The sequence below is a fragment of the Sphingomonas sp. M6A6_1c genome (assembly GCF_053345135.1).
In genome coordinates this window covers 424,616-441,797 of sequence record NZ_JBKEZO010000003.1, presented here as the reverse complement: position 1 = coordinate 441,797, position 17,182 = coordinate 424,616, and the positions used below count along the sequence as shown (strand labels likewise).

The following is a 17,182-nucleotide window of genomic DNA, read 5'->3' as shown; positions in this document are numbered from 1 at the left end:
CGGGGAGGGGGACCGCGCTCGTGGAGCGTGGTGGAGGGGGGCTTCCCCATGAGGCACGGCTGCGACCAGAGAGCGCGAGGCCTGTGCGGCGCCCCCCCTCCACCATGCTACGCATGGTCCCCCTCCCCGTACCGGGGAGGATTTGACGGCGGCTCACGCGGCATACTCCCGCGCGACGGTGACGTCGTCGAAGGGCAGTTCCATGTCGCCGACGATCTGGCCTTGCTCGTGGCCCTTGCCGGCGATCAGCACGATGTCCTGCGGCCCCGCCTCACGCACCGCCGCGGCGATCGCCTCGCGGCGGTCGCCGATCTCGCGGGCGTTGGTCGCGCCCTTCAGGATCGCGGCGCGGATCGCGGCGGGGTCCTCGGTACGGGGGTTGTCGTCGGTGACGATGGCGAGGTCGGCCTGCATCTGCGCGACCTGCCCCATCGTCTCGCGCTTGCCGGGGTCGCGGTCGCCGCCGGCGCCGAACACGACGATCAACCGGCCGCCGGCATGCGGCTTGAGCGCGGCGATCGCCGCCTCCAGCGCATCGGGGGTATGCGCGTAATCGACGTAGACCGGCGCGCCGCTGCGCGCGATCGCCGCGCGCTCCAGCCGGCCGCGGACGGGTTGCAGCCGCGCGAGATCGGCGATCGTCCGCGCGACGTCGCCGCCGGTCGCGATGACGAGGCCCGCCGCGACGAGCGCATTCGCCGCCTGATAGCCGCCGATCAGCGGCAGCGTGACGCGGTGCGTCTGCCCCTCCGCCTCGATCGTCAGCCCCTGCCCCAGCAAGGTCGGATCGCGCCCCACGAGCCGCAGCGTCGCGCCGCGCTCGCCGACCGTCACCAACCGGTTGCCGCGGGCTTGGGCGAGGTCGATCACCCGCGCGGCGTGGACGTCGTCCGCCCAGACCACCGCGGTCCCCTCGGGGCTCAGCACCTCGGAGAACAAACGCAGCTTGGCGGTGAGATAGGCGCCCATGTCGCCGTGGTAATCGAGATGATCGCGGCTGAGGTTGGTGAAGGCCGCGGCGGCGACGGTCAGCCCTTCGGTGCGATATTGGACGAGGCCGTGGCTCGACGCTTCGAACGCGACGTGCGTGATCCCCTCGCGCGCGAGCCCGGCGACGTTGGACAGGAAGGTGACGACGTCGGGCGTGGTCAGCCCGGTGGTCACCCGCTCGTCGGCGGTGGTGACGCCGAGCGTGCCGATCGAGGCGGCATGCGCGCCCGCCATCCGCCAGAGCTGCCGCGTCATCTCGACGGTCGAGGTCTTGCCGTTGGTGCCGGTCACCGCGACCGCGACCTCCGGAAACGGCGCGAAGAAGGTCGCCGCGGCGCGCGCGAACCGTTCGCGCGGATTGTCGTCGACGATCGCGACGGCACCCTCGACCGGCACGCCCGGCCGCGTCACCACCGCGATCGCGCCCGAGCGGACCGCCTCCGCGATATAATCCTCGCCGTTGACGCGCGCGCCCTGGAAGGCGCCGAAGATCGTGCCGGGTGCGACCTTGCGGTGATCGATCGCGAAACCGGTGACGACCGCATCCTCGCCGCCGCCGGTGAGTGCGCCCAGTCTCATCGCGCGCTCCTCAATTGCCGGTGGCCCGCTTGGGGTCCTGCCAGATCAGCGGCATCATTTCCGACACGTCGAGGTCGTGCCGCTCGTCGGGCACCACGCCGAGCATCGCGCCGACGCGCGAGATCGTGCGCCCGACGACGGGCGCGGCGTTCCAGGCGGCAGTCTTCCAACCGGAGGTCTCCTTCGTACCGAGCGGCGAATCGAGCATCGCCAGCACGACATAGCGCGGCGCGTCCATCGGGAAAGCCGCCGCGAAGGTCGCGACGTTGCGCGAATGGTCGTAGCCGCCCGCGACCGCCGCCTCGGCGGTGCCGGTCTTGCCGCCGACGCGATAGCCCGGCGCCTCGCCCTTGCGCCCCGTGCCGCGCAGCACGATCAGCCGCAACATCTGGCGCATCCGCGCGCTGGTCTGCTCGCTGATCACGCGGCGGCCGACCGGCGCCTTGCCCGGATCGACCTTCATCAGCGTCGCCGGCCGCCAGATGCCGCCGTTGACCAGTGCGGCATAGGCGCTGGCGAGATGCAGCGGCGTTACCGCGATGCCGTGGCCGTAGGCGGTGGTCATCGTCGTCGTGCGCGCCCAATAGGTCGGCATCAGCGGCCGGCCCTTCTCGCGCAGCTCGATGTCGGGCTTGGTGTCGAAGCCCAATTTGCGGAACATCGCCTGCATCTTCTGCGGCCCGACCTCGTCGGCGATCCGCGCGGTGGCGATGTTGGACGAATAGATCAGCGTTTCCGGCATCGACAGCCAGCGCTGCGGATCGCCGCGCTCGTCATGGATGGTGAAGCCGCCGACCTTCAGCGGATGCGTCGCGTCGAACTTGCGGTTGAGCGTCACCGTGCCGGTATCGATCGCGGTCGCGACGGTGATCGGCTTGAAGGTCGAGCCGAGCTCGAACACGCTCTGCGTCGTGATGTTGCGCAGCTCTTCCGAGCCCGCCATGCCGACGCGATTGGGGTTGAAGGTCGGCAGCGACACCATCGCGATCACCTCGCCGGTGGCGACGTCGAGGACGATGCCGCCGGCGCCGCGCGCGGAGAAGGTGTTCATCGCGCGGCTGAGTTCGCTTTCCATCGCCGCCTGCACGCGCACGTCGAGCGACAGCGCGACCGGCTGGCCCGCCTTGGTGGGGTCGAGCAGCCGCTCGTCGAGCACGCGCTCCATGCCGCTCATGCCGTGGCCGTCGGTCGACAGGAAGCCGAGCGCGTGGCTCGCCATCGTCGATTGCGGATAGAGCCGCTGCGTCTCGCGCGCGAAGACCAAGGCCGGCTCGCCGATCGCATTGACCTGCTCGACCAGCGCGGGGCTGGCGCGGCGCTGGAGGTAGACGAAGCTGATCGGGCGGGTGAGCTGGCCGTAGAACCATGCCTGATCGCCGCGATCGGGCATCAGTGCGGCGAGCCGGCTGGCGATCTCCATCTTGTCGCCGATGATCTGCTTGGGGTGGACCGCGATCGTCCATGCATCGATCGTCCGCGCGAGCGGCGCGCCGTTGCGGTCGACGATGTCGCCGCGCGCGGCCAGTGCGGCGACGCGCGCCTCCGCCTCGCCCCCCGACATGATGCCGAGCATCGCCAGCCGGCCGATGACCAACGTCACCGCCGCGGCGAACAGCATCAGCAGCATCATCAGCCGCATATGCGACGTCGCCACCAGCGCGTGGCGCTGGGTGGCGTTGCGCCGCTGCTGTGCGGGCCGGGCGACGATGACGGTCAACGCTTGCGGGCCTCCGCGCGCGCGCTGCTGAGGATATCGCCGAGCGTCGTGTCGGAGAGCAGCTTCTTGTCGAGCATCGCCACCGCCTGCGGCCGGACCTTGGCGACCGCGACCTTGGCGCGCGCCGCCTCGTTGAGCTTGGCGAGCATCGGCGCGCTCTTCTCGATCGCGGCGACCTTGATCACGGCGCGCTTGGCGGTCGGCAGCGCGGCGGCGACCTGGACGACGGCGGGCGCGGGCGTGGCGGCGGGGGCGGCGACGTTGACGGTGGCGAGCGACGGCACGACGAGCGCGGCCATCTTGGTGCCCGGCGCCGTCACGCCGACCTGATTGACGTCGAGGCTGGCGAGCGCGCCCTCGTCGGTGACGAACTGCCCGGCGACCGGCGCGGCGAGCGCCAGCGTCTCACCGTTCCACTTTTCGAGCTGGGCGAGGTTGGCGCGCGTCTCGAACTCGGTCTCCAGCGCGCGGATGTCGCGCTGCGCCGAATCGATCTTGCGATCCATCGTCTCGAGCTTCTTGCGCTCCGCCGCGACCTGCAGCGACACCAGGTAGAAACCGAGGACGATGGCAACGCAGCCACCGAACCACCCGATCCCCTTGAACCGATACGCCGCCGTCATGATGTCACCTCCGCCAGATTGCCATTGCCCCAAGCGGGCGCCGCCGTTCGCCGGGCGGTCCGCAACGTCGCCGAGCGCGCGCGGGGATTGCGCGCGACCTCGGCCTCGCCGGCGCGCACCGCGCGGCCGACGGCTTCGAAACTCGGGGCGATGCCCGCCTCGGCCTGCGGCAGATGCCGCGAGCCGCCCGGCGCATTGCCCGACCGGTCGCGCAGGAAGCGCTTGACCAGCCGATCCTCCAGACTGTGGAAGGTGACGATCGCCAAGCGACCGCCCGGCTTCAAAACGCGCTCGGCGGCGGCGAGGCCGTCGGCGAGTTCGCCCAGCTCGCGGTTCACGTGGATGCGAATCGCCTGGAAGGTGCGCGTCGCCGGGTCCTTCTTGTCGTGCGGGCGATGGCCGAGCGCCCGGCGCACGACATGCGCCAGTTCCGCGGTGCGGGTAAGCGGGCGCGCCGCGACGATCGCGCGCGCGACGCGGCGCGACTTGGGCTCGTCGCCATAATGATAGAGGATGTCGGCGATCGCCTCCTCGTCGGCGGTGTTGAGGAAGTCGGCGGCGCTCGCCCCCTCCTGGCTCATCCGCATGTCGAGCGGCCCGTCCGACTGGAAGGAGAAGCCACGCTCGGCCTGATCGAGCTGCATCGACGAGACGCCGATATCCATCGTGAGCCCGTCGACGGGCGCGTCGAGCGCGGCCTCCAGCGCCGAGAAGTCGCTGTGCACCAACGTGAGGCCGGGGATGTCCGCGGCACGGCCCGCGGCGATCGCATCGGGATCGCGATCGAAGGCGATGACCTGCGCACCGGTGGCGAGGATCGCACGCGTATAGCCGCCGGCGCCGAAGGTCGCATCGACGATCCGCTCGCCCGGGGCGGGGGCGAGCGCGGCGACGACCTCGTCGAGCAGCACGGGAATGTGCGGGGCGTCGCTCACAATGCTATGCCCTTGTCCTGGCAATAATAGCGGCAGGCGGCGACCATCTGCGGCGCGATGTTGGGCGTCGACAGCAAGGTCTTGGGATCCCAGATCTCGATATAGTCGAGCGTCCCCCAGAAGAAGGCGTGCGCCCCGATACCGGCATAGAAACGGGGAAAACCCGGCATGATGAAGCGCCCCGATCCGTCGAACGGCACGGCTTCGCCATTGGCTCCGCCGCGCTTGATATTGTGGTCGATCTTGCCGTCGGGGCCGCGCGACAGCGCGACCCGCTCGTTGAGCTCGCGCTTGAGCTCGGCGAGATAGGCAGGATCGTAGGCGATCAGGCAGGGCTGGTCTTCGTGCGCGGCGATGATGACCGTGCCGCCGTCCTTGCCGTCGGCGCGCGGTGCATTCTCGGCCAAGGTCGAGCGGAGCGCATTGGGGATGGCGACGCGACCCTTGTCGTCGACAAGAGCAAGTCCGCTTCCCTGATAATCGCCCCTTTCCGACACTGCCGTCTCGCACCCTGACGCGCACGGCTCACCGTTCCGAAAAACGACCCGTCGTCGCCCTTCGGCCTGTTGCGATGAACGCAACCGGTGATGCCTGCCCCGTTGACGCTGTTGGTATCAACAGCACCCCGGGGACGCAACGGGATTTTTGGGGAAAAGCGGGGAAATGGCCCCCGTTCGTCCTAGCCGGGTGGGCGCTCGCTCCGCGCGCCACGCGACGCAGCCTTGCTCGAAGGCATTAAAGTGCATCTATTCAGCTGCTTAGCCGAAATCCCCGGATTTCCCCGGCGAAGCATCAGCGCGGCGCCTGGCTGTTGCTGGTGGAGGGGGCGACGCCCAATTCGGCGAGCGGTTCGCCCGATGCGCCCGCCGCCGCCGCGGCGGCGCCGGCATTGGTCATCGCGATGTTGGCGACGACATCGGCCTGCGCCGATCCGGCGGCGGCGATCGGCCGCTCGCGCGTCGCCGAACCGAGAATCGCGCTGGCCACGGCGATGAGCAGCACCACGGCGACCAGGCCGATCACGCCGACCTTGATCCGTTGCATCGTCTGCTGGGTATCGCGCACGGCTCTCATCTTGCCGTGCATCTGTAACGGTTCGTCATCGCTTTGTCGAACAAGCGGTTTGCGCGGGTCCGAAGGGTGGTCCCTGCCCCATCCCCGGCGGGTAGGTAGCGACGGCTTCCGCTCCTATTCCAGCCCCTTGGCCGCACGCCATGCGGGGTCGTAGAGCGACGACAGATAGCGGAAGCCGGTATCGCACAGGATCGTCGCGATCCGCTTGCCCGGCCCGAGATGCTCGGCGAGCCGCACCGCGCCGGCGACGTTGATCCCCGACGACAGGCCGAGGCACAGCCCCTCCTCGTCGAGCAGCCGCCGTACCCAGCGATAGCCCTCCTGATCGGAGATGCGGAACTGCGTGTCGATCGGCGCGCCCTCCAGATTGGCAGTGATCCGCCCCTGCCCAATTCCCTCGGCGACCGAACTGCCCTCGGCGCACAATTCGCCGTGCGCGTAATAATCGTAGAGCGCCGCGCCATGCGGATCGCTGAGCGCGATGCAGATGCTCTCGTCCTTGGCCTTCAGCCCCAGCCCGACGCCGGCGATCGTGCCGCCGGTCCCCGCCGCGCAGGTGAAGCCATGGATCCGCCCCTCCATCTGCTGCCAGATCTCCTCGGCGGTGCCGACGATATGCGCGCGGCGGTTGGCGACATTGTCGAACTGGTTCGCCCAAAGGGCATTGTCGCGCTCCTCGGCGATCCGGCGCGAGGTGTGCACGAAATGATAGGGGCTGGCGTAGGGCGCTGCGGGCACCAGCACCAGTTCGGCGCCCAGCGCGCGCAGCGTGTCCATCTTCTCGCGGCTCTGCGTTTCGGGCATGACGATGATCGTCCGATAGCCCTTCGCATTGGCGACCAGGGCGAGCCCGATGCCGGTATTGCCCGCGGTCCCCTCGACGATCGTGCCGCCGGGATGGAGCACGCCGCGCGCCTCCGCATCCTCGACGATGCCGAGCGCGGCGCGGTCCTTGACCGACGCGCCGGGGTTGGTGAATTCGCACTTGCCGAAGATGTCGCACCCGGTCGCCTCGCTCGGCCCCTTCAGACGGACGAGGGGGGTGTTGCCGATCAGGGCCAGCGTGTCGGGCGTGGTATGCATCGCCGCTAAATGGCGCGTGGCGCAGCCGGCGGCAAGCGAAGCTAAGCTTGGCGGCGGCCAAGCGCGGCGGCATCCGTCGCATTTTCCCGAGCTAGCTCACATACGTCAGTCATCCTGCTTGACGCTCCTTGCTGCATGCGCGAAGCGTCGCGCCGCTATGAAGAGCCCCCTCCTCCTCTCCGCCACCGCCGCGCTGCTCGCGCTGGCGGCCTGCAACTCCAAGCCGAACTCGGCCGAGGTGCTCGATTCCAACCCCGATCCGATGGCCAACGCCCTCGCCAACCGAGGTCCGGTCGAACTGCCGCCGGCGATCAAGGCGGAAAAGACGTTCCGCTGCAAGGACAACAGCCTGCTGTACGTCACCCTGTTCGAAGGCGACAAGCTCGCGCTGGTGAAGACCTCGCAGACCGGCACCATCAACCGCCTGACCGCGGAGAAGACGGGCGATCCGCTGGTCGCCGAGGGTGGCTGGAAGCTGACCGGCGACCCCAAGACGATCACCGTCACCCAGCCGGGCAAGCCGTCGCAGAGCTGCAAGTCGTAAGCTGCGGCACCGCACCACGTTTCCGGGCCGGTGGAGCGATCCGCCGGCCCTTTTGCGTGGGCGGGCGCGATCGGACGTTGCCCGGATAGGTCCATTCCGGTACGCCGCTGCCATGGCGACGATCGCGATCTACAGTTCGAAGGGCGGCGTGGGGAAGACCACGCTGTCGGTCAACCTTTCCTACAGCAGCGCCGTCCTGTCGAAGCGACGCACCATCCTGTGGGATCTCGATCCGCAGGCGGCGAGCAGCTGGGTGCTCGGGCGCACGCCGGTGGGCGACCAGGCGCGCGCCTTGTTCACCAAGGATGCCAAGCCCGCGGCGCATACCCGCGCGACCGACATTCCGCTGCTCGACCTGATCGCCGCGGACGATTCGCTGCGCACGCTCGATCTGGTGCTGCACGACATCGGCAAGCGCCGCCGGCTCGACCGGTTGATCGAGCAGATCGGCGATTACGACCATGTCCTGCTCGATTGCCCGCCCGGCCTAACCGAGACCAGCGAACAGGTGATCCGCGCCGCCGACCTTATCGTGCTGCCGGTGATCCCCTCGCCCTTCGCGCAGCGCGCGCATGACGAGGTGGTGCGCCATCTGGGCGGCAAGGTGCCGGTGCTGCCGGTGCATATGATGGTCGACCGCCGCCGCCGTCTCCACGCCGACGCGCTCGCCGCCCACCCCGACTGGCCGGCGATCCCGATGGCGAGCGCGGTCGAGGCGATGGCCGAGCATCGCGCCCCCGTCGCCACCTATGCGCCGCGGTCCGCCGCGGCGGCGGCGTTCGCCAGATTGTGGACGACGATCGAGAGCCGGCTCGCCAAATAAGCCCGATATCTTCCCGTCAGAAGGATTGCCCATGCGTCTGATCGGCATGCTCGATTCGCCCTATGTCCGCCGGGTGGCGATCTCGATGAAGGCGATGGGCCTGGCGTTCGCGCATGAACCGTTGTCGGTTTTCCGCGATTTCGATGCGTTCGGTGCGGTCAACCCGATCGTCAAGGCGCCGACGTTGGTCACGGACGACGGCACCGTACTGATCGATTCGACGCTGATCCTCGACTATCTCGAGCGGATCGTACCGGCGGAGCGCCGCCTGCTGCCGGACGATCCCGCCGCCTTCCTCGCATCGCAGCGGGCGATCGGGCTGGCGCTCGCCGCCTGCGAGAAGACGGTGCAGATCGTCTACGAGACCAACCTGCGGCCGGTGGAAAAGCAGCACCAGCCATGGCTCGACCGCGTGCAGGGGCAATTGCTGGCGGCCTACGACCTGCTCGAAACGGCCTGTGCCGGCGTGGCCTCCACCGGGCGGCTGATGCAGGCGGACATCACCGCGGCGGTCGCCTGGCGCTTCACCGGCAGCAAGCTGCCCGACGTCGCGCCCCCGGCGCGCTATCCGGCACTCGCCGCTCTCTCCGCCCGTGCCGAGGCGACGGCGGAGTTCGCGGCGCTGCCGCTGGACTAGGCTGCATCGGCGTTCAGGGTTTTCGAGGAAATTCCTCCCCCGCCAGGGGGAGGTGGCGCGGCGAAGCCGTGACGGAGGGGGAGGTAAGCGACGTCTGGCGTTGCGTGTCCTCCCCCTCCGTCATGCCTGCGGCATGCCACCTCCCCCTGGCGGGGGAGGAATTTACTCCGGAAGTCTGAACGTCGTTCCGACCTTGACCCACCCCCACTTGCGTCACCGTATCGCCTGCGCCACCTCGGCGATGATGGAGACACTCGATCCGCGAACCGTGCTCGGCGCCTATGCCGTCGGCGTCTTCCCGATGGCGGATGATCGCCATGCCGACAGCGTCTATTGGGTAGAGCCGCGCAGCCGCGCGATCCTGCCGATCGACGGCTTTCGCGTCTCGCGATCGCTGCGCAAGACGATCGCGCGCGACCGGTTCCGCGTCACCGCCGACACCGCCTTCGAACGGATGATCCAGCTTTGCGCGGAGAGCGCCGAGGATCGCCCGGAGACGTGGATCAACAGCGGCATCGAACGGGCCTTCGTCACGCTGCACCGCATGGGCTTCGCGCATGCGATCGAATGCTGGGAGGGCGACGAGCTGGTCGGCGGCCTCTACGGTCTGGCGCTCGGCCGCGCCTTCTTCGGCGAATCGATGGTCAGCCGCCGTACCGACGCGTCCAAGGTCGCGCTCGCCTGGCTGGTCGCGCGGCTCAAGGTCGGCGGCTTCACCCTGCTCGACTGCCAGTTCCAGACCTCGCACCTCGCCTCGCTGGGCGCGGTGGAGATCGATCGGAAGGATTATTGCGCGTTGCTCGCCGGGGCGCTGGACGGGACGATCGGTTCGTCGGGGGTGGCATCGGCATCGTCGGCCGCCGGCGACTTCTTCGCGCTCGACCGGTTGCCCGCCGCCTCCCCGCCGGACAGCGACGTCGTCTCCGGGCCGGTCGCCGGCCACGACATCGTGCAGCTCTTGGTCCAGACGTCGTAGACCGGGTGCTGGACGACGTTGAGCGACGGCCGTTCCTTGTACAGCCAGCCCGAGAACGCACGCCGCCAATGCCGGTCGCTGCCGCGCACGTCGAGCTGCACGAACGCACCGGTGAGCTGATCCTGTTCCCAGGGCGCGGTATGTTCGCAGGCGCGCAGCCGTACGATCGCATCGCCGACCCGCACCGCCTGCCCGGGCCGCAGCGTCAGGTCGCGGCTGACGCCGTTGCGCTTGTTGAGCAGGCCGACCAGCGCCACCCGCTGCGCCATCGGCGTACCGCCGGTCGGCAACGCGACGTCGGTGGTCGCGACGGTCTCGATGCCTTCGCTCGGGTTGGCCTCGCTCGGCGCGAAATCCTGCACGGCGACGGCGCGGCCGGATTCGTCCGACCGCTGCCACGCGCGATAGCCGAACACCGCGGCCAGCCCCAGCACCACCAGCAGGACGCCGGCGGCGAGCCAGCGTCGCGTCACCCTTCGGGCGTCCAGGCTTCGTAGTCGCCGGTCGCGGCGGCGCGCTTGCCGCCCTTCTCCATCGCGCCCGACGGGCGATAAGCGAGCGGCGTGCCGGTCATGTTGGGCAGCGCCGGCTTCTGCCACGGCCGCGGCGCGGGCAGCGCGCGATCGGGCACGTCGTCGATCTGATGGTGCAGCCAGCTGAACCATTCGGGCGGTACGCGGCTGGCGTCGTTGGCGCCCTCGTAGATCACCCAGCGGCGGACGCGGCCGCTGCCGTCCTTGCCCCCCTGATAATAGACGTTGCCGAGCGAATCGGTGCCGACCTGCGCCATGCCGCGCAAGCCGTAGAGCATCGTGCCCCAGGATGCGCCGTTCCACCAGGTGAAGGGATTGAGGTTGATGCCCATGATGCGCCTGCGCTTACCCGCTGCGGCGGCGGCCTTCAACCGGGGATCGTATTCCGCTCCGCGTAGCGTCTCCGTGTCGAGCTACCCCAGGGTGTCGAGGGGCGCAGCGCTCACTTCGCCCAGGTCACCCTGTCGCCCTCGGCGATGCCGAGGTCCGCGGCGCGGCCACCGACCAGTTCGAGCACCGCGGCGACCGGTTCGCGCGAGGGCACCGGGGTTTCGGAGAAGGGCACGGTATTCTCGGCGATCGTCGCGATCGTGCCGTCGGCGCGGATGAACAGGATGTCGAGCGGCGTCGGCGTGTTCTTCATCCAGAAGTTCGCCTCGCGCGGGCCGCCCCCCTCGGCCGGATAGGGCGAGAAGAGCATGCCGCCATCGGGTTTTAGTTCGGTCCGGTACATCAACCCGCGCGCCTGCTCGGCCGCCGTCGTCGCCCGCTCGACCCGGAAGACGTGTGCGCCGTTGCTGCTGGCGATCGTCACCGGCAGCACCGCTTTCGCCGCCGCGTCGGTCGGCTGCGTGCGGGTGAACACCCCCTGCTGGATCGCCACGCCGCCCGCGCCGAGCCCCAGCACCGCGACGATCGCCAGCATCGCCTTCGATCCGATCACGCGCTCACCCCTCCTCCACGGTGACCGCGAGCGGCCCCTTGCGGCCGGCGACGATGCGCGCGCGCAGCCGCTGTTCGGGCTCGATCGCCGCGATGCCGGCGCGGCGCAGCGTCTCCATATGGACGAACACGTCGCTACCGTCGCTGTCGCGCACCAGGAAGCCGTAGCCCTTCAGCCGGTTGAACCATTTGACCGCCGCGCCCTCGAACGGACCCGCCTCGTCGATCAGCGTGACCGGATCGACCCGATCGGCGGCGCGCGGCGCGCGCGGCGCATCCTCGACGGCGTTCGACAGATCGATCGCGATCACCTCGCGCGCCTGATAGCCGCGGCCGCGCTGCACCGCGAGCGTCTCGACCCGCGCGCCCTCGGGCAGGCTGCGGCGGCCGTATGGTTGCAGGACGGAAAAGTGGATCAGCACGTCGCCCAGCGACCGGTCGTCGGCGACCGCAAAGCCGAAGCCGCGCGTGACGTCGAACCATTTGATTACGCCGGCGATGGCGATCGCCGCCTCGCCTTCATTCGTCGCGGCTTGCAGACCAGCACGCGCGCCGGGTATCCCCCCGTCGTCGCGCTCGTCGCCCTCCCGTTGCGGCTCGCTACGCATCACTGCACCCCTATGGACGCTACGCTAGCACGGTTCATCGCTGCTGCAATTGCGAAAGGGACGTTTACCCGATTTCTCCGATCTCGCTTTCGTCCCGCGCTGCGACAATCCGGCGCGACAAATCCATTGCATGTCCCGCACGGAGCAGCGCGGCGAGTTGCTTGTCGCGAACCGCGCGATCGTCGCTGGGCGGCCCGAACGGTCCGATCCGCTTGCGACGCGCGAAAGTCAGCGCCGCCGCCACGGCCTGTTCGTGGATCGCCGGCGCCAAATCCTCGGTATCCGCCTCGCCGACATGGGCGTGGCGCAGCGCCATCGTCACCCGCCGCGCACCGAGCCCGCGCCGGGTCAGCGCCGCCGCCTTGCTCTCCGCGTACAGCCGGTCGTCGACATAGCCGAGATCGGCCATCCGCTGCGCCAGCGCCTGCGGGTCGGCGGCCTCGCCATCCCAGCCGCGCTCGCGGATCTTGCGGCGGAGATAATCGGCCAATTTGCCGCGCGTCGTCGCGAAGCGTTCGACGTAGCGCAGCGCCATCCGCTCCAAAGCGGCGACATCGAGCGGGGGAAGAGTACGCCGTTCCTGCCTCATGGCCATGTTGTTGCCACAGTGGCGCTCGATTTAGAACGATGATCGCGCGTTATAGCGCACAGTGAAGATGGTTTCGCCCCGCGGCGAGTGAACAGGATTTTGTGATGACCGAGCAGTCCGCGCCCTCGCCGACGCCCCAGATGGCGGCCACGCCGACGCTCGACGAACTGCCCCGTCGCTATGCCGACTTCGCCACGCTCGGCGACGCGCTGGATTACGCCGCCTCGGGCGTGCGCGGCCTCAATTTCCACGATGCCCGCGGCGCGCTCGCCCGTGCCTATCCCTTCGCCGAGTTGCGCGACGATGCGATCGCGATGGCCTATCGCCTGATCGCCGCCGGGGTGCAGCCCGAGGACCGGATCGCGCTGGTCGCCGAGACCGGGCCGGAATTCGCCGCTTTGTTCTTCGGTGCGGTCTACGCCGGCGCCTGGCCGGTGCCGCTGCCGCTGCCCACCTCGTTCGGCGGGCGCGATTCCTATATCGAACAGCTCCGCGTCCAGCTGGCGAGCTGCGAGCCCAAGATGCTGATCTTCCCGCCGGAGCTTGCGGCGATGGCGGCGGAGGCGGCACGGCTCGCCGGGACCGAGGGGCTCGACTGGTCCGACTTCGCGGCGCGTCCGGCGGTCGAGGCACCGCTGCCGCAGGCGGACGGGCAGGCGATCGCCTATCTGCAATATTCCAGCGGTTCGACGCGCTTCCCGCACGGCGTCGCGATCACGCATCATGCGCTGCTCAACAATCTCGCCGCGCACAGCCACGGCATGGAGATCGCACCCGACGGCACCGATCGCTGCGTGAGCTGGCTGCCTTGGTATCACGACATGGGCCTCGTCGGCTGCTTCCTGTCGCCGATCGCCAACCAGGTCTCGACCGATTACCTCAAGACCGAGGATTTCGCCCGCCGCCCGCTCGCCTGGCTCGACCTGATCAGCCGCCACGACGGCACGACGCTGAGCTATTCGCCGACCTTCGGTTACGACATCTGCGCGCGGCGCATGTCGTCGCAGACCAAGGCGTCGCAGCGTTTCGACCTGTCGCGCTGGCGGATCGCCGGCAACGGCGCCGACATGATCCGCCCCGACGTGATGCAGGCGTTCGTCGACGCCTTCGCCGACGCCGGCTTCAAGGCCAGCGCCTTCCTGCCGAGCTACGGCCTCGCCGAGGCGACGCTGGCGGTATCGCTGATGCCGCCGGGCGAGGGCATCCGCGTCGAGCTGGTCGAGGAGACGCAATTGTCGGGCGGCGGCGATTCGCTCGCCGCCAACGACGGACCGCGCCCGCAGCGCTTCCGCGCGATCGTCAATTGCGGCAAGCCGGTGCGCGACATGACCGTCGAGATCCGCGAGGAGGACGGCACCCCCCTGCCCGACGGCGCGATCGGCAAGCTCTGGTGCAAGGGGCCGAGCGTGATGGTCGGCTATTTCCGCGATCCCGCGGCGACCGAGGCGTGCATGACCGACGGCTGGCTCGACACCGGCGACATGGCCTATATGTCGAACGGCTACATCTACATCGTCGGCCGCGCCAAGGACATGATCATCGTCAACGGCAAGAATCATTGGCCGCAGGACATCGAATGGGCGGTCGAGCAGCTTCCCGGCTTCAAGGCGGGCGACATCGCCGCCTTCGCGATCACCACGCCGGGCGGCGAGGAGACGCCGGCGGTGCTCGTCCAGTGCCGCAGCAGCGACGAGGCCGAGCGCCAGCGGCTGCGCGAGGAGATCCGCGAGCGCGTCCGTTCGGTGACCGGCATGAATTGCGTGATCGAGCTGATCCCGCCGCGCACACTGCCGCGCACCAGCTCGGGCAAGCTGTCGCGCGCCAAGGCACGCAACCTGTACCTGAGCGGGGACATCAAGCCCTACGCGATCGCGGCGTAACGGGGTTTCCCATAACGGGGCTATCGCCCTGTCCTCCCCCTCCGTCAGCGCTCCGCGCTGCCACCTCCCCCTGGCGGGGGAGGACTAGATGCACTCCCCCTATTCCGCCCCCGCAAGGGGGAGGATACGACGAAGCCCCATTGCAGTCCCCACATTCGAAAACGATCAACCAATTCGGCGAAGTTACTGGCATTTCGGATGAAATCTCGATCCGGTTCTAACACTCCGTCAACTTTGACGGGTTAACCCCCCGCGGGTGAACCAAGAAACCACGCCTGCCTCGGATCCCGGCGCGATCCGCTTTTCTCAGCTGCTGGGGTTTCGCGACGGCGACGACGCCGCGCATTGGGCGCGGATCCGCTCGACCCAATTGGATGCCGGCCGCCAGCTCGCCCTGCTGCTGCTCTGCGCCAATCTGGTCGGCGCGGCGACCACCGTGTCGCTGTTCGCGACGCAGGTGTCGGCGTGGTGGCTCGGCGGGTGGGCGATGCTGGTCGCGGCGGTCGCGGTCACCGTCGCGACGCGCCGGCTCAGCACGCGTCACCGCGATGGCGGCTATGCCACGCAGGCCGATCTGCGCGCGACCGCGATCGAGGGCGTCGCCCTCGCCGTCGCCTGGTCGATCCCCTGCCTCGTCTTCAACACGCATCCCGGCTCCAACAGCGCCTATGTGCTGTGGATGATCCTTTCGGTGCTGATGACCGCCGGCGCGGTCGCGATGGCGCCGCTGGCGCTCGCCACGATCGCCTTCGTCGGCGGCCTCGGCCTGTCGGTGACGGTCAAGCTGGTGACGATCGGCAGCTATGCCGCGGCCTGCGCGACGTCGATCTTCACCGTGATGCTGATCATCGTGTGCCTCAACCGCGCCCGCTCGCTGGTGGTGATCCGCGCCAGCCAGATCGCGCTGGCGGAACGCGACGAGACGGTCAGCCTGCTGCTGCGCGAGTTCGAGGAGACCAGCGCCGACTGGCTGTGGGAAACCGACGCCGCCCGCCGCATCGTCAAGGCCTCGCCCCGCTTCGCCTACGCCTGTCGGCTCGATCCGCTTACCATCGAGGGGATGCCCTTTCTCCAGGTGCTCGCCGGATCGACCTGGGACACCGGCGACTTCACCCCCGGCCTGCGCAACCTCGCCGACAAATTGAAGACGCGCGACAGCTTCCGCGATCTGCGGTTGTCGCTGACCGTCGACGGCGAGGAACGGTGGTGGGAGCTCGCCGCCAGCCCGCGGTTCGACGAAAACGGCTCGTTCTGCGGCTTCCGCGGCGTCGGTTCGGACGTCACCGAGCAGCGCGCGTCGGACGACAAGATCAACCGGATGGCGCGCTTCGACACGCTCACCGGCCTGCCCAACCGCCTGATGGTCAACGAGACGCTGGCGCGCGCGATGGCGGAGGCGGACAAATGGGGCGGCCGCTGCGCGTTCATGATGATTGATCTCGACCGGTTCAAGGCGGTCAACGACACGCTCGGCCATCCGATCGGCGACCGTCTGCTCAGCCGCGTCGCCGAACGACTCGGCCAGCTGATGGGCGACAACGAGACCTGCGGCCGGCTCGGCGGCGACGAATTCGCGGTGGTGATGCGCGACGCGACCAACAGCAGCGCGGTCGAGGCGCTGGCGCAGCGGATCATCGAGACGCTGTCGCGCCCCTATGAGGTCGACGCCAACACGCTCTACATCGGCGCCTCGGTCGGCCTCGCGATCGGCCCGCGCGACGGCCGCACCGCGGAGATGCTGATCCGCTCCGCCGATCTCGCGCTCTACCGCGCCAAGGATGCCGGCCGCGGCGTCTATCACGCCTACGAGCCCGAGCTGCACGTCCAGGCGGAGGAACGCCGCGTGCTCGAAATGGCGCTGCGCCAGGCACTCGAACGCGGCGAGATGCACCTCCATTATCAGCCGGTGGTCGACGCCGCGACCGGGGGCCTCACCGGGTTCGAAGCGCTGTTGCGCTGGCACAGCCCGCAGTTCGGCGACGTCTCGCCCACCAAGTTCATCCCGCTCGCCGAAGAGGCGCGATTGATCCAGCCGATCGGCGAATGGGTCCTGCGCACCGCCTGCGCCGAGGCCGCACGCTGGCCGTCGCACATCCGCGTCGCGGTCAACGTGTCCGCCGACCAGTTGCAGAACCCCGGCTTCGTCACCGTCGTCACCTCGGCGCTGGCGGACAGCGGCCTGTCGGTCGAGCGGCTCGAATTGGAAGTGACCGAGAGCGTCTTCATGCATGAGGGGCTCGGCGCGACCAAGGTGCTCGAACGCATTCTCGACCTCGGCGTGCGGCTCAGCCTCGACGATTTCGGTACCGGCTATTCGTCGCTCGGCTATCTCTCGCGCACGCGCTTCTCGTCGATCAAGATCGACCGCAGCTTCGTCCAGAGTGCCTCGCGCGGCGTCAAGGAAGCGATCGCGATCATCCGCGCCGTCGTCGCACTCGCGCAGAGCCTCGGCATGGCGACCACCGCGGAGGGCGTCGAGACCGAAGCCGAGCACCGCATGGTGCAGGACCTCGGCTGCACCAAGGTCCAGGGCTTCTATTTCGGCCGCCCCCTCCCCGTCGAGGAGGCCCGCGCGGTCGCGAGCCGGCGCTGGGACAGGGATGTTGCCGCTTAGGGCGGTAACCAATCAGCCTCGTTCGTGATCTCGAC

The 17,182-nt window shown here is 69.2% G+C and carries 17 protein-coding genes and 1 pseudogene; 6 read left to right on the top strand and 12 right to left on the bottom strand.

Annotated features, from left to right (window positions below):
- Window positions 1-153: 153 nt before the first annotated feature.
- The 7 genes from ACLBWH_RS08175 to ACLBWH_RS08145 all read right to left on the bottom strand — a co-directional run bounded on the left by ACLBWH_RS08175 (window position 154) and on the right by ACLBWH_RS08145 (window position 7,001).
- Window positions 154-1,569 (bottom strand): UDP-N-acetylmuramoyl-L-alanyl-D-glutamate--2,6-diaminopimelate ligase, encoded by a 1,416-nt coding sequence (locus ACLBWH_RS08175; RefSeq protein WP_447798088.1) that lies wholly within the window; start codon window positions 1,567-1,569, stop codon window positions 154-156.
- Window positions 1,570-1,579: 10 nt separating this feature from the next.
- Window positions 1,580-3,286 (bottom strand): peptidoglycan D,D-transpeptidase FtsI family protein, encoded by a 1,707-nt coding sequence (locus tag ACLBWH_RS08170; RefSeq protein WP_447798086.1) that lies wholly within the window; start codon window positions 3,284-3,286, stop codon window positions 1,580-1,582.
- The gene (locus ACLBWH_RS08165; RefSeq protein ID WP_322848896.1) at window positions 3,283-3,909 is read right to left on the bottom strand and encodes a hypothetical protein; all 627 of its coding nucleotides are present in this window, start codon (window positions 3,907-3,909) and stop codon (window positions 3,283-3,285) included. Before ACLBWH_RS08165 ends, ACLBWH_RS08170 begins: the two co-directional genes overlap by 4 nt.
- Window positions 3,906-4,847, bottom strand: a complete 942-nt coding sequence (rsmH, locus tag ACLBWH_RS08160; RefSeq protein WP_416222403.1) for a 16S rRNA (cytosine(1402)-N(4))-methyltransferase RsmH — start codon at window positions 4,845-4,847, stop codon at window positions 3,906-3,908. The genes ACLBWH_RS08165 and rsmH overlap by 4 nt, the downstream gene beginning before the upstream one ends.
- Window positions 4,841-5,341 carry a division/cell wall cluster transcriptional repressor MraZ gene (locus ACLBWH_RS08155; RefSeq protein ID WP_447798084.1) on the bottom strand — a complete coding sequence of 167 codons (501 nt, stop codon included), beginning with the start codon at window positions 5,339-5,341 and terminating at the stop codon, window positions 4,841-4,843. Before ACLBWH_RS08155 ends, rsmH begins: the two co-directional genes overlap by 7 nt.
- Before the next feature lie 295 nt (window positions 5,342-5,636).
- On the bottom strand, window positions 5,637-5,909 hold the full coding sequence (locus tag ACLBWH_RS08150) for a hypothetical protein (protein WP_322848893.1): 273 nt from the start codon (window positions 5,907-5,909) through the stop codon (window positions 5,637-5,639).
- 123 nt (window positions 5,910-6,032) lie between these two features.
- On the bottom strand, window positions 6,033-7,001 hold the full coding sequence (locus ACLBWH_RS08145) for a cysteine synthase A (protein WP_447798082.1): 969 nt from the start codon (window positions 6,999-7,001) through the stop codon (window positions 6,033-6,035).
- Between the two features lie 157 nt (window positions 7,002-7,158).
- Between ACLBWH_RS08145 and ACLBWH_RS08140 the strand changes: the two genes are divergently transcribed.
- The 4 genes from ACLBWH_RS08140 (at window position 7,159) to aat (ending at window position 9,981) form a co-directional block, all read left to right on the top strand.
- Window positions 7,159-7,545 (top strand): hypothetical protein, encoded by a 387-nt coding sequence (locus ACLBWH_RS08140; RefSeq protein ID WP_447798080.1) that lies wholly within the window; start codon window positions 7,159-7,161, stop codon window positions 7,543-7,545.
- Window positions 7,546-7,657: 112 nt separating this feature from the next.
- A complete protein-coding gene (locus ACLBWH_RS08135) occupies window positions 7,658-8,368 on the top strand; it encodes a ParA family protein (RefSeq protein ID WP_322848890.1) in 711 nt (236 codons plus the stop codon).
- 31 nt (window positions 8,369-8,399) lie between these two features.
- Entirely contained in the window at window positions 8,400-9,005 is a 606-nt protein-coding gene (locus ACLBWH_RS08130; protein ID WP_447798078.1) for a glutathione S-transferase N-terminal domain-containing protein, read from the top strand.
- 244 nt (window positions 9,006-9,249) lie between these two features.
- The gene (gene aat / locus ACLBWH_RS08125; protein ID WP_447798209.1) at window positions 9,250-9,981 is read left to right on the top strand and encodes a leucyl/phenylalanyl-tRNA--protein transferase; all 732 of its coding nucleotides are present in this window, start codon (window positions 9,250-9,252) and stop codon (window positions 9,979-9,981) included.
- Between the two features lie 35 nt (window positions 9,982-10,016).
- Here the strand turns inward: aat and ACLBWH_RS08120 are convergent.
- From ACLBWH_RS08120 to ACLBWH_RS08100, 5 genes and pseudogenes are all read right to left on the bottom strand, one after another.
- Window positions 10,017-10,250 (bottom strand): annotated as a pseudogene (locus ACLBWH_RS08120) (DUF2155 domain-containing protein); the annotation flags it as partial.
- A gap of 200 nt (window positions 10,251-10,450) precedes the next feature.
- The gene (locus ACLBWH_RS08115) at window positions 10,451-10,846 is read right to left on the bottom strand and encodes an NADH:ubiquinone oxidoreductase subunit NDUFA12 (protein ID WP_447798076.1); all 396 of its coding nucleotides are present in this window, start codon (window positions 10,844-10,846) and stop codon (window positions 10,451-10,453) included.
- Between the two features lie 110 nt (window positions 10,847-10,956).
- Entirely contained in the window at window positions 10,957-11,457 is a 501-nt protein-coding gene (locus ACLBWH_RS08110; RefSeq protein WP_447798074.1) for a DUF192 domain-containing protein, read from the bottom strand.
- Window positions 11,458-11,461: 4 nt separating this feature from the next.
- Window positions 11,462-12,064 (bottom strand): cold-shock protein, encoded by a 603-nt coding sequence (locus ACLBWH_RS08105; protein ID WP_447798208.1) that lies wholly within the window; start codon window positions 12,062-12,064, stop codon window positions 11,462-11,464.
- A gap of 64 nt (window positions 12,065-12,128) precedes the next feature.
- On the bottom strand, window positions 12,129-12,659 hold the full coding sequence (locus ACLBWH_RS08100; RefSeq protein WP_447798072.1) for a regulatory protein RecX: 531 nt from the start codon (window positions 12,657-12,659) through the stop codon (window positions 12,129-12,131).
- A 98-nt stretch (window positions 12,660-12,757) separates the two neighbouring features.
- Here ACLBWH_RS08100 and ACLBWH_RS08095 point away from each other — a divergent pair, with 98 nt between their 5' ends.
- Both ACLBWH_RS08095 and ACLBWH_RS08090 read left to right on the top strand, forming a co-directional pair.
- The gene (locus ACLBWH_RS08095) at window positions 12,758-14,533 is read left to right on the top strand and encodes a fatty acyl-AMP ligase (protein WP_447798071.1); all 1,776 of its coding nucleotides are present in this window, start codon (window positions 12,758-12,760) and stop codon (window positions 14,531-14,533) included.
- A 256-nt stretch (window positions 14,534-14,789) separates the two neighbouring features.
- The gene (locus ACLBWH_RS08090) at window positions 14,790-17,147 is read left to right on the top strand and encodes a putative bifunctional diguanylate cyclase/phosphodiesterase (protein ID WP_416222397.1); all 2,358 of its coding nucleotides are present in this window, start codon (window positions 14,790-14,792) and stop codon (window positions 17,145-17,147) included.
- The last annotated feature ends 35 nt before the right edge of the window (window positions 17,148-17,182 follow it).